The organism is Streptomyces sp. NPDC088812, from assembly GCF_044750285.1.
Classification (GTDB): Bacteria; Actinomycetota; Actinomycetes; order Streptomycetales; family Streptomycetaceae; genus Streptomyces.
Genome location: NZ_JBIVJP010000008.1, coordinates 70,959 through 86,752, shown reverse-complemented (window position 1 = coordinate 86,752; position 15,794 = coordinate 70,959). Strand labels below are relative to the sequence as shown.

At 69.1% G+C, this 15,794-nt stretch carries 12 protein-coding genes and 1 tRNA gene; 9 read left to right on the top strand and 4 right to left on the bottom strand.

Features of this window, described 5'->3' with window-relative positions; all coding sequences use genetic code 11:
- Nucleotides 1-9: 9 nt before the first annotated feature.
- The 4 genes from yidC to rpmH are packed head-to-tail and all read right to left on the bottom strand — an operon-like array spanning nucleotide 10 to nucleotide 2,192.
- The gene (gene yidC, locus ACIP67_RS16015) at nucleotides 10-1,308 is read right to left on the bottom strand and encodes a membrane protein insertase YidC (RefSeq protein WP_401692250.1); all 1,299 of its coding nucleotides are present in this window, start codon (nucleotides 1,306-1,308) and stop codon (nucleotides 10-12) included.
- Nucleotides 1,309-1,311: 3 nt separating this feature from the next.
- Nucleotides 1,312-1,665 carry a membrane protein insertion efficiency factor YidD gene (gene yidD, locus ACIP67_RS16010; protein ID WP_401692248.1) on the bottom strand — a complete coding sequence of 118 codons (354 nt, stop codon included), beginning with the start codon at nucleotides 1,663-1,665 and terminating at the stop codon, nucleotides 1,312-1,314.
- Nucleotides 1,662-2,033 carry a ribonuclease P protein component gene (gene rnpA, locus ACIP67_RS16005; protein ID WP_389519005.1) on the bottom strand — a complete coding sequence of 124 codons (372 nt, stop codon included), beginning with the start codon at nucleotides 2,031-2,033 and terminating at the stop codon, nucleotides 1,662-1,664. The genes yidD and rnpA overlap by 4 nt, the downstream gene beginning before the upstream one ends.
- Nucleotides 2,034-2,054: 21 nt before the next feature.
- Nucleotides 2,055-2,192 carry a 50S ribosomal protein L34 gene (gene rpmH / locus ACIP67_RS16000; RefSeq protein ID WP_003956500.1) on the bottom strand — a complete coding sequence of 46 codons (138 nt, stop codon included), beginning with the start codon at nucleotides 2,190-2,192 and terminating at the stop codon, nucleotides 2,055-2,057.
- 377 nt (nucleotides 2,193-2,569) lie between these two features.
- On the opposite strand from rpmH, the gene dnaA reads away from it, so the two are divergent.
- The 9 genes from dnaA to ACIP67_RS15955 all read left to right on the top strand — a co-directional run bounded on the left by dnaA (nucleotide 2,570) and on the right by ACIP67_RS15955 (nucleotide 15,585).
- Entirely contained in the window at nucleotides 2,570-4,504 is a 1,935-nt protein-coding gene (gene dnaA / locus ACIP67_RS15995; RefSeq protein WP_401692246.1) for a chromosomal replication initiator protein DnaA, read from the top strand.
- A 1,081-nt stretch (nucleotides 4,505-5,585) separates the two neighbouring features.
- The gene (gene dnaN / locus ACIP67_RS15990; protein ID WP_401692509.1) at nucleotides 5,586-6,716 is read left to right on the top strand and encodes a DNA polymerase III subunit beta; all 1,131 of its coding nucleotides are present in this window, start codon (nucleotides 5,586-5,588) and stop codon (nucleotides 6,714-6,716) included.
- Between the two features lie 189 nt (nucleotides 6,717-6,905).
- Complete coding sequence (gene gnd / locus ACIP67_RS15985) at nucleotides 6,906-7,781, top strand: phosphogluconate dehydrogenase (NAD(+)-dependent, decarboxylating) (protein WP_401692244.1); 876 nt, start codon at nucleotides 6,906-6,908, stop codon at nucleotides 7,779-7,781.
- 52 nt (nucleotides 7,782-7,833) lie between these two features.
- Complete coding sequence (gene recF / locus ACIP67_RS15980; protein ID WP_401692242.1) at nucleotides 7,834-8,955, top strand: DNA replication/repair protein RecF; 1,122 nt, start codon at nucleotides 7,834-7,836, stop codon at nucleotides 8,953-8,955.
- Nucleotides 8,952-9,482, top strand: a complete 531-nt coding sequence (locus ACIP67_RS15975) for a DUF721 domain-containing protein (RefSeq protein WP_401692240.1) — start codon at nucleotides 8,952-8,954, stop codon at nucleotides 9,480-9,482. The genes recF and ACIP67_RS15975 overlap by 4 nt, the downstream gene beginning before the upstream one ends.
- Nucleotides 9,483-9,891: 409 nt before the next feature.
- Entirely contained in the window at nucleotides 9,892-11,952 is a 2,061-nt protein-coding gene (gyrB, locus tag ACIP67_RS15970) for a DNA topoisomerase (ATP-hydrolyzing) subunit B (protein WP_401692238.1), read from the top strand.
- 42 nt (nucleotides 11,953-11,994) lie between these two features.
- Complete coding sequence (gene gyrA, locus ACIP67_RS15965) at nucleotides 11,995-14,589, top strand: DNA gyrase subunit A (RefSeq protein WP_401692236.1); 2,595 nt, start codon at nucleotides 11,995-11,997, stop codon at nucleotides 14,587-14,589.
- Nucleotides 14,590-14,607: 18 nt separating this feature from the next.
- Nucleotides 14,608-15,420, top strand: a complete 813-nt coding sequence (locus tag ACIP67_RS15960; RefSeq protein WP_401692234.1) for a DUF3566 domain-containing protein — start codon at nucleotides 14,608-14,610, stop codon at nucleotides 15,418-15,420.
- A gap of 88 nt (nucleotides 15,421-15,508) precedes the next feature.
- Nucleotides 15,509-15,585: transfer RNA gene (locus ACIP67_RS15955), tRNA-Ile, on the top strand.
- Nucleotides 15,586-15,794: the final 209 nt, after the last annotated feature.

The following is a 15,794-nucleotide window of genomic DNA, read 5'->3' as shown; positions in this document are numbered from 1 at the left end:
GGCTCCTTCTTACTTCTTGGACGGGGACTTGGGGCGCTGCGGGCCGCCCTTGCGCTGCCCGGACTGTGCCTTGCTGCGGGTACCGCCGGCGGGCTTCGCGGGACCGGCGGGCTTCGCGGGACCGGCCGACTTCGCGACGTCGGCGGGCTCGGCGTCCTGCGGAGCGTCGGACTTGGTCAGCGAGGTCGTCGTCTCGCCGGCCGCCTTGGGGCCTCCGGACTGGCGCTGTGCCTTGGACTGGCGCTTGGGCTGCTGGCGCTTGGCCGCGGCGGCCGCCGTCAGGGGCGTGCCGTCCTCGGTCAGGGTGTCGATCTGAGTCTCGCCCTTCGCCACGGTGCCGTCGACCTGGGCCGCGAGGCCTGCCTTGCTCAGACCGTTGATGAACTTGCGCTCGAACTCGTTGCGGTCCCGGCCCTTGGCCACGATCGCCTTGACGATGGCCTTCTCGCCGCGGCCACGGGTCTTGCCGTGCTGCGTGACGCGCTTGTGCAGGCGCTCCAGGTAGGCGGCCTGCGCCTTGGAACCCGGGGTCGGGTTGTTGTGGATCACGTACATCTGCTGGCCCATGGTCCACACGTTGGTGGTCAGCCAGTAGACGAGGACACCGACCGGGAAGTTGATGCCGAAGACGGCGAACATGATGGGGAAGACGTACATCAGCATCTTCTGCTGCTGCATGAACGGCGTCTTCACCGTGGTGTCGACGTTCTTCGTCATCAGCTGGCGCTGCGTGAAGAACTGCGAGGCCGACATCATGACGATCATGATCGCGGTGACGATGCGGACGCTGGTCAGCGAGGCGTCGAGTGCGGCGACGTCGGAGGCGCTGTCGGTGAACTTCGCCGCCAGAGGGGCGCCGAAGATGTGCGCCTTCTGCGCGCTCTCCAGCAGGCTCTGGTTGATCACACCGATGGTCTCACCATTGGCGATGCCATTGAGCACGTGGTAGAGGGCGAAGAAGAACGGGGACTGCGCCAGGATGGGAAGGCACGAGGAGAGCGGGTTGGTGCCCGTCTCCTTGTAGAGCTTCATCATCTCTTCGGACTGGCGCTGTTTGTCGTTCTTGTAGCGCTCCTGGATCTTCTTCATCTCGGGCTGCAGCGTCTGCATCGCCCGTGTCGCCTTGATCTGCTTCACGAAGAGCGGGATCAGGCAGATCCGGATGAGGATCACCAGGGACACGATGGACAGGCCCCAGGCCCATCCCGTGTCCGGGCCGAAGAGGGAGCCGTACACCGTGTGGAACTGGACGATGACCCAGGAGACGGGTGTGGTGATGAAACTGAAAAGGCTTGCGATCGTGTCCACTAATCATGCTCCTTGGGCATGGGACGGGGTCTCTGCGGCCGGGCTCGAAGAGCGATTCTCCTCGGTGGCCGTTTCGGCGGCGGAGGGCCCGCCCTTGCGTGCGCGCCAGGCATCGCGCAGCGCCTCGTGCCACCGCGGGCGCTTGCGCGGCGGGACGTGATCCACGCCTCCCAGCGACCAGGGGTTGCACCGCAGGATGCGCCAGGCGGTGAGGGCTGTTCCCTTGATCGCGCCGTGCCGGTCGATGGCCGTGTAGCCGTAGTGGGAGCACGACGGGTAGTACTTGCACACCGGCCCGAGCAGCGGACTGATCGTCCACTGGTAGAGCTTGATCAGGGCCAGCAGCGGGTACTTCATCGCGCGCCCCCTCCCAGTAGCCGTTGAAGGGCGGCATCGAGGTCTTGGGCCAGCTGTGCGTGGTCGGCGTCACCCGCCCCGGGCAGCGCCCGTACGACTACCAGGCTACCGGGGGGCAAGAGGGCGACTCGGTCGCGCATCAGATGGCGGAGTCTGCGCTTCACCGCGTTGCGGACGACCGCTCCTCCCACAGCCTTGCTCACGACGAAACCCGCACGCGTCGGGGGAGCGCTCTCCCCAGGCGCGTGCGGGTCCGTGGCACCGCTACGAAGATGGACGACGAGAGTCGGGCGTCCGGCCCGACGGCCCCGTCGTACCGCGGTCGCGAAGTCCTCGCGCCGCCTCAGCCGGTTCTCGGTGGGCAGCACGACGGCATGACCTGACCGGGATCAGGCGGACAGACGGGCGCGACCCTTGCTACGGCGGGACGCGAGGATCGCGCGGCCGGCACGGGTGCGCATACGCAGCCGGAAGCCGTGGGTCTTCGCGCGACGACGGTTGTTCGGCTGGAAGGTGCGCTTGCTCACTCGGGGGCTCCAGAAATCAATCGGTAGTGGCGGGGTGCCGTCCTGGCTGTCACCGTGCGCCCACGAGTAGCTCGCGTTCAGCGCCCGAGTGCACCGCTTCCCGATCACCTTTACGCGATCTGTGCCCATCGGAGGCAGGCGGCAGCAGCCATCGACAACTCGACCTGGTTACGGTACGCGCGGCTACGCCATCCGGTCAAACCGACGGTCACCGGGAGACACTATCCACAGCCTGGGGACAACAACTTGAACCGTACCCGCCGCGCTGACTACCGTGGCTGGACTCCGATTCGTTCCCTTGTCCCTGACCCGCCCCGATGTGAAACCGAACCGTCCCACCGTCACACGTTCGTGGGACCTGTGAGAGAGCGTGCCCTGTGGCTGACGTACCTGCCGATCTTGCCGCAGTGTGGCCACGCGTACTGGAGCAGCTGCTCGGGGAGGGGCGCGGCCAGGGCGTCGAGGCGAAGGACGAGCACTGGATCCGGCGCTGCCAGCCGCTGGCGCTGGTCGCCGACACCGCCCTGCTCGCCGTACCGAACGAATTCGCGAAGGGCGTGCTGGAGGGCCGTCTGGCCCCGATCGTCAGCGAGACCCTGAGCCGTGAGTGCGGCCGCCCGATCCGTATCGCGATCACCGTCGACGACTCCGCGGGCGAGCCGCCGACGCCGCCCGCGCCCCCCGTCCCGCCGCGCTACGAGGAGCCCGAACGGCCCTCCGGCCCCTACGAGGGCTCCTACGACCGGCCGCCCTACGACAGCCCGTACGAGGGATACGGCCGGCACCGCGGCGACCAGCCGCCGACGCCCTCCGGGGACAAGGGACCCCGCCAGGACCAGCTGCCGACCGCCCGGCCGGCGTACCCCTCGGAGTACCAGCGGCCGGAGCCCGGCGCCTGGCCGCGCCCCGGCCAGGACGACTACGGCTGGCAGCAGCAGCGGCTCGGCTTCCCCGAGCGCGACCCCTACGCCTCCCGGTCGCAGGACGCCTACGGCGGCCCGTCCGGTCAGGACTCCTACGGGTCTCCCCCGCAGGACTACCGCCCCCAGCCGATGGACCGCCCGTCCTACGAGCCGTCCCCGTACGAGCAGCAGCGCTCCGAGTACGAGTCCTCGCGTCCCGACTACGACCAGCGGGACCCGGTCCGGCGTGAGCTGCCCGATCCGTCGGCCGGCGGGCACCCGCACCGCGGGGGCCAGCCCGGCCCCGGGCAGCCGGGTGCCGGCGGGCCCGGCCCGACGGGCGCACAGCCCGCGGCGGCCGGCGGCCCCGGTGAGCCGACGGCCCGGCTGAACCCGAAGTACCTCTTCGACACGTTCGTCATCGGCGCGTCGAACCGCTTCGCGCACGCGGCCGCGGTCGCCGTCGCCGAGGCTCCCGCGAAGGCGTACAACCCCCTGTTCATCTACGGGGAGTCGGGCCTCGGCAAGACGCACCTCCTGCACGCGATCGGCCACTACGCGCGCAGCCTCTACCCGGGCACGCGCGTGCGCTACGTGAGCTCGGAGGAGTTCACCAACGAGTTCATCAACTCCATCCGCGACGGCAAGGGCGACAGTTTCCGCAAGCGCTACCGCGAGATGGACATCCTGCTCGTCGACGACATCCAGTTCCTCGCGGACAAGGAGTCGACGCAGGAGGAGTTCTTCCACACCTTCAACACCCTCCACAACGCCAACAAGCAGATCGTGCTCTCCAGTGACCGGCCGCCCAAGCAGCTGGTGACGCTGGAGGACCGGCTGCGGAACCGTTTCGAGTGGGGCCTGATCACCGATGTGCAGCCGCCGGAGCTGGAGACGCGTATCGCGATCCTCCGCAAGAAGGCGGTGCAGGAGCAGCTGAACGCCCCGCCGGAGGTGCTGGAGTTCATCGCCTCGCGGATCTCGCGCAACATCCGCGAGCTGGAGGGCGCGCTGATCCGGGTGACGGCGTTCGCCTCGCTCAACCGGCAGCCGGTGGACCTGGGGCTGACCGAGATCGTCCTGAAGGACCTGATGCCCGGGGGCGAGGACTCGTCCCCCGAGATCACCTCGACGGCCATCATGAGCGCCACGGCGGACTACTTCGGGCTGACCGTCGAGGACCTGTGCGGCACCTCGCGGGGCCGTGCCCTGGTGACCGCCCGGCAGATCGCCATGTACCTGTGCCGCGAGCTGACCGATCTGTCGCTGCCGAAGATCGGCGCGCTGTTCGGCGGCCGCGACCACACGACGGTGATGCACGCCGACCGCAAGATCCGCAATCTGATGGCCGAGCGGCGCTCCATCTACAACCAGGTGACCGAGCTGACCAACCGCATCAAGGCCGGCTGAACGGGCCGCAGAGACCCGTCGAGGGCGTCTCGGGAGTGATCCCGGGGCGCCCTTCGTCATCCCCAGGAGCGCTTCCGGGGAGCCCCCCGCCCCGCTGCCCCGTCCCCGTGCCTCGGCAGCGAATCCGGCACGCCCTCCGCCCCGCCCTGCCTCGGCAGTGACACCGCACGCCCTCCGGGTCCGCCCCCGGGACCGTGCCCCGGCGGGCGCCCGTGTCGTGGGATGGGCGTCGGCGGGGTGCCTGGGGACGCTTGCCGGGCCGTGCTCCGGAGAAGCACGCCGCTCCCGGAGGCCACCCGCTGTTCGATTACCTGCCGGGTTACGGCCACCCTCCACAGATTCGGCGACTTTTTCCCCTCCACAGGCTGGGGACTGCGGAGTTGTCCAGATCCCGTCCACAGGCGACCCTGTTGAAGGAACATCGGACCAGGTCATCCGGTTGTGGATTCGTGGATGAAACATTTCCACAGGCTGTGGACAGAGCGAGGATCCACACCCTGTGCACGAAGTTGTCCACCGGCAACCCACAGGCTCGAGCCGGTTGTCCCCAGCGATCGCCTGCTTCTCCACACCTCTGTCCACTGTTCGGCAAGCTCAGAGGCCTCCTCACCGTCTCGAGTGAAAGGCGTCACACAAAGCTGCCGGGTTGGGCTGTGGGAAAGACGGGTAAACCTGGGGACGCGTCTGGGGAGAAGTCCCCTCTGCCTGTGTACGGGGTGTGCAGAACTTTCCGTTCTCCACAGATGACCCCGGTTGTCCACCGCCCCCACCCACAGGGTCCGTGGACAAAATCTCGCCTCTGAGCTGCGAAGACGAGGTTATCCACGGTATCCACAGGCCCTACTACTACTCCCGACTAGAGAGAGCTCGGCATCCGTTTCGAAGCGGGTCCTGTGCACAACTCGCTCCCGGGCCTCCGGCTGTCCCTCGTCACGACTTGACCCCGACGGGCACCTACTGTCAGTGCGGTGCGTCAGACTGGTCCCAGGTGGTCCTTCCCCTCACAGGGGCCGACGACACCGAGACAGACGACGAAGCCAGGCAGGGCGAGAAGCGCCGGCAACAGCAGGAGGCGGCAAGAGTGAAGATCCGGGTGGAACGCGACGTACTCGCGGAGGCAGTGGCCTGGGCGGCGCGCAGCCTCCCGGCCCGTCCGCCGGCGCCTGTCCTCGCCGGCCTCCTGCTGAAGGCCGACGACGGTGCCCTCAGCCTCTCCAGCTTCGACTACGAGGTCTCCGCACGCGTGTCGGTGGAAGCGGAGGTCGAGGAGGAGGGCACGGTCCTCGTCTCCGGCCGGCTGCTGGCCGACATCTGCCGCGCCCTCCCCAACCGCCCGGTGGAGATCTCCACAGACGGTGTACGGGCGACGGTGGTCTGCGGCACCTCCCGCTTCACCCTCCACACACTGCCTGTGGAGGAGTACCCGTCGCTGCCGCAGATGCCGAACGCCACGGGCACGGTCCCCGGTGAGGTCTTCGCCTCGGCGGCCGCCCAGGTCGCCATCGCCGCGGGCCGTGACGACACGCTGCCCGTCCTGACCGGTGTGCGCATCGAGATCGAGGGCGACACCGTCACGCTGGCCTCCACCGACCGCTACCGCTTCGCGGTCCGCGAGTTCCTGTGGAAGCCGGAGAACCCGGACGCCTCCGCGGTCGCCCTGGTGCCCGCCAAGACGCTCCTGGACACCGCAAAGGCGCTGACCAGCGGCGACAGCGTCACGCTGGCGCTGTCCGGCTCCGGCTCGGGCGAGGGCCTGATCGGTTTCGAGGGCGCCGGCCGCCGGACGACGACCCGGCTGCTGGAGGGCGACCTCCCGAAGTACCGCACGCTGTTCCCGACCGAGTTCAACAGCATCGCCGTCATCGAGACCGCGCCCTTCGTGGAGGCCGTCAAGCGCGTGGCCCTGGTCGCCGAGCGCAACACCCCGGTGCGGCTCAGCTTCGAGCAGGGCGTGCTCATCCTGGAGGCCGGCTCCAGCGACGACGCACAGGCTGTGGAAAGGGTCGACGCCCAGCTGGAGGGCGACGACATCTCGATCGCCTTCAACCCGACCTTCCTGCTGGACGGCCTGAGCGCCATCGACTCCCCGGTGGCCCAGCTCTCCTTCACGACGTCCACCAAGCCCGCGCTGCTCAGCGGCAAGCCGGCCGTGGACGCCGAGGCGGACGAGGCCTACAAGTACCTGATCATGCCGGTGCGCCTGAGCGGCTGAGACCGGATCCCCGGGTCCGGCCGGTTGTCCACAGCCCGGTGGACAACCGGCCGGACCGTGGGAGAAGCCGCAGGTGGGACCGTACGTCTGAGCGCGTATGCCCACAGGTGTGCGTGACGGTCCGGGTTTAGGCTCGGACAGGGGTACGAAGGTGCCTCACACGCCACACAGCGACCTAAGGAACAACTGATGGAGCTCGGTCTCGTCGGCCTCGGCAAGATGGGCGGCAACATGCGCGAGCGGATTCGCCGCGCAGGCCACACCGTCATCGGATACGACCGCAATCCGGACCTCGCCGATGTCCACAGCCTGCAAGAGCTTGTGGGCAAGCTCGAGGGCCCGCGCGTGGTCTGGGTGATGGTCCCGGCCGGCCCCGCCACCCAGTCGACCGTCGACGAGCTCGCCGAGCTGCTGGAGCCCGGTGACATCGTCGTGGACGGCGGCAACTCCCGCTGGACCGACGACGAGAAGCACGCCGAGGAGCTGGCCGCCAAGGGCATCGGCTTCGTCGACTGCGGAGTCTCCGGCGGCGTCTGGGGCCTGGAGAACGGCTACGCCCTGATGTACGGCGGTGACGCCGAGAACGTCGCCAAGGTGCAGCCGGTCTTCGACGCGCTCAAGCCCGAGGGCGACTTCGGCTCCGTGCACGCCGGCAAGGTCGGCGCGGGCCACTTCGCGAAGATGGTCCACAACGGCATCGAGTACGCCATGATGCAGGCCTACGCCGAGGGCTGGGAGCTGCTGGAGAAGGTCGACTCGGTCACCGACGTGCGCGAGGTGTTCCGCTCCTGGCAGGAGGGCACGGTCATCCGTTCCTGGCTGCTGGACCTGGCGGTCAACGCCCTCGACGAGGACGAGCACCTGGACAAGCTCCGCGGCTTCGCCCAGGACTCCGGCGAGGGCCGCTGGACCGTCGAGGCCGCCATCGACAACGCCGTGCCGCTCCCGGCGATCACGGCCTCGCTGTTCGCGCGGTTCGCGTCCCGCCAGGAGGACTCGCCGCAGATGAAGATGATCGCCGCGCTGCGCAACCAGTTCGGCGGCCACGCGGTCGAGAAGAAGTAGTCCACAGGGCCGCCCGGCGGTCCACAACCCCCGGGGAGGTCGGCGAACGACCATGCACGTCACGCATCTGTCGCTGGCCGACTTCCGCTCCTACGCCCGGGTCGAGGTCCCGCTCGACCCGGGCGTCACGGCGTTCGTCGGCCCCAACGGGCAGGGCAAGACGAACCTCGTCGAGGCGGTCGGCTACCTCGCCACCCTCGGCAGCCACCGCGTCGCCTCCGACGCGCCCCTGGTGCGCATGGGCGCCGACCGCGCCGTCATCCGGGCGCAGGTGCGCCAGGGCGAGCGGCAGCAACTGGTCGAGCTGGAGCTGAACCCGGGCCGGGCCAACCGCGCCCGCATCAACCGGTCCTCGCAGGTCAAGCCCCGTGACGTGCTGGGCATCGTACGGACCGTGCTGTTCGCGCCCGAGGATCTCGCGCTGGTGAAGGGCGACCCCGGTGAGCGGCGCCGCTTCCTCGACGAGCTGATCACCGCCCGTTCCCCGCGGATGGCGGGCGTGCGCTCCGACTACGAGCGCGTGCTGAAACAGCGCAACACCCTGCTGAAGTCGGCCGCGCTGGCCCGCCGCCACGGCGGCCGCACCATGGACCTGTCCACGCTCGACGTGTGGGACCAGCACCTCGCGCGCGTGGGCGCCGAGCTGCTCGCCCAGCGGCTCGATCTGGTGGCCGCGGTCCAGCCGCTCGCCGACAAGGCCTACGAGCAGCTGGCCCCGGGCGGCGGACCGGTCACCCTGGAGTACCGGCCGTCGGCGCCGGGCGAGGCGCACACTCGCGAGCACCTCTACGAACAGTTGATGGCCGCCCTCGCCGACGTGCGCAAGCAGGAGATCGAACGGGGCGTCACCCTCGTGGGTCCGCACCGGGACGACCTGGTCCTGAAGCTCGGTGAGCTGCCGGCCAAGGGGTACGCCTCCCACGGGGAGTCGTGGTCCTACGCGCTCGCGCTGCGGCTGGCCTCCTACGACCTGCTGCGCGCGGAGGGCAACGAGCCGGTGCTGGTGCTCGACGACGTCTTCGCCGAGCTGGACGCCCGCCGCCGGGAGCGGCTGGCGGAACTCGTCGCGCCCGGTGAGCAGGTCCTCGTGACGGCCGCCGTCGACGACGACGTGCCGCACGTCCTCACGGGGGCCCGGTACGCCGTGTCGAACGGGACGGTGGAACGCGTATGAGCGACGAGGAACCGCAGAAGGCCCCGCAGCCCTCCGGGGTCGACCTGGCGCGGGTGGCGCTCCGGGCGGCGCGCGAGCAGGCACGCGCGCGGGGAGACGCGGCGCAGCAGAAGAAACAGGCGCGGCGCGGGGGCGGCCTGCGCTCCGGCGCGCGGGCGGACGGCCGCGATCCGATGGCGCTCGGCGCCGCGATCAACCGGCTGCTCACCGAACGCGGCTGGGAGGCGCCGGCCGCGGTGGGCGGCGTGATGGGCCGCTGGCCGCAGATCGTCGGCGAGGACGTGGCCAACCACTGTGTGCCGGAGCGGTACGACGAGGACGAGCGCGTCCTGGTCGTGCGGTGCGACTCCACGGCGTGGGCGACGAACCTGCGGCTGCTCGCCCCGACGCTCGTCGCGCGCCTCAACGAGGACCTGGGGCACGGCAGGGTGCGGCAGATCAGGGTGCAGGGCCCCGGCGGCCCCGCCCGTCGGTACGGTCCGCTGCGGGCCCCGGGCAGTACGGGTCCCGGCGACACCTACGGGTGACGTACCTCACTTCTTTCCCGGCCGGGGCGGTCCGTGCGGACCGCCCCGGCCGCCGTTGCGTCCGGGCGCGCACGGCTCGCACGCGGTTGCGATTACGGACGTGACTGTGCGGTAGCCAAGGGTTGACGCCCGGAAGCGCTGAGTGCCTCCGTGAGCCTCTTGGAGCCCCCATCCGTATATCGGGAGTCGGGCGAGACCGATTGAGGGCGGCACATGCGGACTCAGGTACCGGCAAACCCCCATCACTGTCGGCGCTACCGGTAGACTGGAAGCGAATCCCGCCCCGAACGTGGGGACCGCCCGGGAGACGCTGAGCAACGCTGATCAAGGCTTACCAACGCAACATGCCGCAGCCGCTCCGGCAACCCGCCGACGAGCCCGGCTCGTGCTGTGCCAGAAAGGGCGCTTCGTGGCCGATTCCGGCAACCCCAACGAGAACATCCCGTCCACCGACGCCGGCGCCAACGCCGAGGCCGTGACCTCGAACGGCGAGGTCACGGCCTCGTACGACGCCAGCGCCATCACCGTCCTCGAGGGTCTGGACGCGGTCCGCAAGCGACCCGGTATGTACATCGGCTCCACCGGTGAGCGCGGTCTGCACCACCTCGTGTACGAGGTCGTCGACAACTCCGTCGACGAGGCGCTGGCCGGTCACGCGGACACCATCGACGTGACGATCCTCGCCGATGGCGGCGTCCGGGTCGTCGACAACGGCCGTGGCATCCCGGTGGGCATCGTCCCCTCCGAGGGCAAGCCGGCCGTCGAGGTCGTGCTCACCGTGCTGCACGCGGGCGGCAAGTTCGGCGGCGGCGGCTACGCGGTCTCCGGCGGTCTGCACGGCGTCGGCGTCTCGGTCGTGAACGCCCTGTCCAGCAAGGTCTCCGTCGAGGTGAGGACCGACGGTCACCGCTGGACGCAGGACTACAAGATGGGCGTGCCGACGGCCCCGCTCGCCCGGCACGAGGCCACGGACGAGACCGGCACCTCGGTCACCTTCTGGGCCGACGGCGACATCTTCGAGACCACCGACTACTCCTTCGAGACGCTCTCGCGGCGCTTCCAGGAGATGGCGTTCCTCAACAAGGGTTTGACGATCAAACTCACTGACGAGCGCGAGTCGGCGAAGGCGGTCACGGGGGCCGACGAGGCCGGTGCGGACGAGAAGGACGAGGTCAAGACCGTCACGTACCACTACGAGGGCGGCATCGTCGACTTCGTGAAGTACCTCAACTCCCGCAAGGGAGAGGCGGTCCACCCCTCCGTCATCGACCTGGAGGCCGAGGACAAGGACCGGAGCCTGTCCCTCGAGGTCGCGATGCAGTGGAACGGCGGCTACACCGAGGGCGTCTACTCCTTCGCCAACATCATCCACACGCACGAGGGCGGTACGCACGAAGAGGGCTTCCGCGCGGCGCTGACGAACCTGATCAACAAGTACGCGCGCGACAAGAAGCTGCTGCGGGAGAAGGACGACAACCTCACGGGCGACGACATCCGCGAGGGCCTGACCGCGATCATCTCGGTCAAGCTGAGCGAACCCCAGTTCGAGGGGCAGACCAAGACCAAGCTGGGCAACACCGAGGCCAAGACCTTCGTCCAGAAGGCGGTCTACGAGCACCTCAACGACTGGCTGGACCGCAACCCGAACGAGGCGGCGGACATCATCCGCAAGGGCATCCAGGCGGCCACCGCGCGCGTGGCGGCCCGCAAGGCCCGCGACCTCACCCGCCGCAAGGGCCTGCTGGAGTCGGCCTCCCTGCCGGGCAAGCTGTCCGACTGCCAGTCGAACGATCCCACCAAGTGCGAGATCTTCATCGTCGAGGGTGACTCCGCCGGCGGCTCGGCCAAGTCCGGCCGTAACCCGCAGTACCAGGCGATCCTCCCGATCCGCGGCAAGATCCTCAACGTCGAGAAGGCCAGGATCGACAAGATCCTGCAGAACCAGGAGATCCAGGCGCTGATCTCCGCCTTCGGCACCGGTGTGCACGAGGACTTCGACATCGAGAAACTCCGCTATCACAAGATCATCCTCATGGCGGACGCCGACGTCGACGGCCAGCACATCAGCACCCTGCTGCTGACCTTCCTGTTCCGCTTCATGCGGCCGTTGGTCGAGGCCGGGCACGTGTACCTTTCCCGCCCCCCGCTCTACAAGATCAAGTGGGGCCGGGACGACATCGAGTACGCGTACTCCGACCGCGAGCGCGACGCGCTGATCGAGATGGGCCGCCAGCGCGGCAAGCGGGTGCGTGAGGACTCGATCCAGCGCTTCAAGGGCCTCGGCGAGATGAACGCCGAGGAACTGCGCGTCACGACGATGGACCAGGAGCACCGCGTCCTCGGCCAGGTCACCCTCGACGACGCCGCCCAGGCCGACGACCTGTTCTCGGTCCTCATGGGCGAGGACGTCGAAGCGCGCCGTGCCTTCATCCAGCGCAACGCCAAGGACGTCCGCTTCCTCGACATCTGAGTCGGTCTCAGCTGACCGGACCAGGAAGGATCATCACCAGCAATGACCGACGAGAACACTCCCGTCACCCCTGAAGAGGGCGGCGACATCGCCATGCGTATCGAGCCTGTCGGGCTTGAGACGGAGATGCAGCGCTCGTACCTCGACTACGCGATGTCCGTCATCGTCTCGCGCGCGCTGCCGGACGTCCGGGACGGGCTCAAGCCCGTCCACCGCCGCGTCCTGTACGCCATGTACGACGGCGGCTACCGCCCCGAGCGCGGCTTCTACAAGTGCGCCCGTGTCGTCGGCGACGTCATGGGCAATTACCACCCGCACGGCGACTCCTCGATCTACGACGCGCTGGTCCGCCTCGCGCAGCCGTGGTCGATGCGTATGCCGCTCGTCGACTCGAACGGCAACTTCGGTTCTCCGGGCAACGACCCGGCGGCGGCCATGCGGTACACCGAGTGCAAGATGGCGCCGCTGTCGATGGAGATGGTCCGCGACATCGACGAGGAGACCGTCGACTTCACGGACAACTACGACGGCCGCTCCCAGGAGCCGACCGTCCTGCCCGCCCGCTTCCCGAACCTGCTGATCAACGGCTCGGCGGGCATCGCGGTCGGCATGGCGACCAACATCCCCTCGCACAACCTGCGCGAGGTCGCGGCCGGCGCCCAGTGGTACCTGGAGAACCCCGAGGCCTCCCACGAGGAGCTGCTGGACGCGCTGATCGAGCGCATCAAGGGCCCCGACTTCCCGACCGGCGCCCTGGTGGTGGGCCGCAAGGGCATCGAGGAGGCCTACCGCACGGGCCGCGGCTCGATCACCATGCGCGCGGTCGTCGAGGTCGAGGAGATCCAGAACCGCCAGTGCCTGGTGGTCACGGAGCTGCCCTACCAGGTCAACCCCGACAACCTCGCGCAGAAGATCGCCGACCTGGTCAAGGACGGCAAGATCGGCGGCATCGCCGACGTGCGCGACGAGACCTCGTCGCGCACCGGCCAGCGCCTGGTGATCGTGCTCAAGCGGGACGCCGTCGCCAAGGTCGTCCTGAACAACCTCTACAAGCACACCGACCTGCAGACCAACTTCGGTGCCAACATGCTGGCGCTGGTCGACGGTGTGCCGCGGACGCTCTCGCTGGACGCGTTCATCCGCCACTGGGTGACGCACCAGATCGAGGTCATCGTCCGCCGGACGCGTTTCCGCCTGCGCAAGGCGGAGGAGCGCGCCCACATCCTGCGCGGCCTGCTGAAGGCCCTGGACGCCATCGACGAGGTCATCGCGCTGATCCGGCGCAGCGACACCGTCGAAATCGCCCGTACGGGCCTGATGGACCTCCTGGAGATCGACGAGATCCAGGCCAACGCCATCCTCGAGATGCAGCTGCGCCGGCTGGCCGCCCTGGAACGCCGGAAGATCGTCCAGGAGCACGACGAACTCCAGGCGAAGATCAACGAGTACAACGAGATCCTCGCCTCCCCGGTCCGCCAGCGCGGCATCGTCAGCGAGGAGCTGGCGGCGATCGTCGAGAAGTACGGCGACGACCGCAAGACCAAGCTGGTGCCCTACGACGGTGACATGTCCATCGAGGACCTGATCGCCGAGGAGGACATCGTCGTCACCGTCTCGCGCGGCGGCTACGTCAAGCGCACCAAGACGGACGACTACCGCGCCCAGAAGCGCGGCGGCAAGGGCGTCCGCGGCACGAAGCTCAAGGAAGACGACATCGTCGACCACTTCTTCGTGTCGACCACGCACCACTGGCTGCTGTTCTTCACCAACAAGGGCCGCGTCTACCGCGCCAAGGCCTACGAGCTGCCCGACGCCGGCCGGGACGCGCGGGGCCAGCACGTCGCGAACCTGCTGGCGTTCCAGCCGGACGAGGCGATCGCCGAGATCCTCGCCATCCGCGACTACGAGGCCGCGCCGTACCTGGTCCTCGCCACCAAGGCGGGCCTGGTCAAGAAGACGCCGCTGAAGGATTACGATTCGCCCCGCTCCGGCGGCGTGATCGCGATCAACCTGCGGGAGCGGGAGGACGGCTCCGACGACGAGCTGATCGGCGCCGAACTCGTCTCCGCCGACGACGACCTGCTTCTGATCAGCAGGAAGGCGCAGTCGATCAGGTTCACCGCGACGGACGACACCCTGCGTCCGATGGGCCGTGCCACCTCGGGCGTCAAGGGCATGAGCTTCCGTGAGGGCGACGAGCTGCTCTCGATGAATGTTGTTCGACCCGGTACGTTCGTGTTCACTGCCACGGACGGCGGGTACGCGAAGCGGACCGCCGTCGACGAGTACCGCGTCCAGGGTCGCGGCGGCCTCGGCATCAAGGCTGCCAAGATCGTCGAGGACCGCGGTTCGCTCGTCGGCGCGCTGGTGGTCGAGGAGACCGACGAGATCCTCGCCATCACGCTCGGTGGCGGTGTGATTCGTACGCGAGTCAACGAGGTCAGGGAGACGGGCCGTGACACCATGGGCGTCCAACTGATCAACCTGGGCAAGCGCGATGCCGTCGTCGGCATCGCACGTAACGCCGAGGCGGGGCGCGAGGCGGAGGAGGTCGACGGCGACATCGTCGTCGACGAGACCGCCGAGGACGCCGCGACCAGCGGCACGGACGAGGGTGAGGCGCCCTCGTCCGAGTAGCACGAGGAGTGAGTCATCGTGAGCGGAGCCACGGGCGCCGGTTCGGTCGGTACGCCGGCCGGCACCTCTGAGGGCCCTTCCACCGGAACGTCTGCCGACAAGGCGACGGACGACGGCGGCCGTGGCTCCGCCGCGCCGGCGGGGGACGCGCATCCCACCGATGCGCGGGGCGCCGACGGGCGGGGGGCGGACACGCACACCACCCAGCTGAAGCCGGTCAAGGCGTCCCCGGCCGACTCGCCCTCGTCCGACGGACAGGGAGCGCAGTCATCCCAGGGATCCCAGGGGGGAACCGTGACGGACACCCGAGGCCCGCAGACCCAGAAGGGGGCCTCCCCGTTGCCCGGTGAGCGGCAGCAGAAGCAGCCCACCGGGCCGTACCACCCACCGCAGGCCTACCAGACGCCGGCCCCGGCCGGCGCGGTACGCCGTCCGCGCACCGGCGCCCGCACCACGCCCCGGGTCCGCAAGGCCCGGCTGCGGGTGGCCAAGGCCGACCCCTGGTCGGTCATGAAGGTGAGCTTCCTGCTCTCCATCGCGCTCGGCATCTGCACCATCGTCGCGGCCGCCGTCCTGTGGATGGTCATGGACGCGATGGGCGTCTTCTCGACGGTCGGGGGCACGATCGCCCAGGCGACCGGTTCCAACGAGTCGAACGGCTTCGATCTCCAGGCGTTCCTCTCGCTTCCCCACGTCCTGATGTTCACGTCGATCATCGCGGTCATCGACGTCGTCCTCGCGACGGCCCTCGCGACCCTCGGCGCCTTCATCTACAACCTCGCCGCGGGCTTCGTGGGCGGCGTCGAGCTGACGCTGGCCGAGGACGAGTGACCTGCCCCGACCACCGATTTTGGGACTGCCCCGGTCGTGCGCTAATCTTCAGGAGTCAGCGCGCGGGACACCCACCGCAGAGCGCGGCGGGGCTATAGCTCAGTTGGTTAGAGCGCATCCCTGATAAGGATGAGGCCACAGGTTCAAATCCTGTTAGCCCCACCAGCGAGAAGACCCCCAACCGATCACGGTTGGGGGTCTTCTGCGTCTGCGGCTGACACCAACGGCCTGGCGTGGGTGGGTGTCGGTGCGCGGAGGCGGTCGGGTTCCGGGCATGCGAAGGCCCGGTCGCTGGCGACGGGGGATGCACCAGCGACCGGGCTATGGCCAAGGCTAACAAGGGTGGTTGCCCAGGGGGAGGAACTCTCTTCTAA

What these genes read in the sequence shown, in the direction of transcription:
- gyrA (WP_401692236.1), top strand. Translation starts at nt 11,995, where the DNA reads ATGACCGACGAGAACACTCCCGTCACCCCTGAAGAGGGCGGCGACATC.
- gnd (WP_401692244.1), top strand. Translation starts at nt 6,906, where the DNA reads ATGGAGCTCGGTCTCGTCGGCCTCGGCAAGATGGGCGGCAACATGCGC.
- ACIP67_RS15975 (WP_401692240.1), top strand. Translation starts at nt 8,952, where the DNA reads ATGAGCGACGAGGAACCGCAGAAGGCCCCGCAGCCCTCCGGGGTCGAC.
- yidD (WP_401692248.1), bottom strand. Translation starts at nt 1,665, where the DNA reads ATGAAGTACCCGCTGCTGGCCCTGATCAAGCTCTACCAGTGGACGATC.
- recF (WP_401692242.1), top strand. Translation starts at nt 7,834, where the DNA reads ATGCACGTCACGCATCTGTCGCTGGCCGACTTCCGCTCCTACGCCCGG.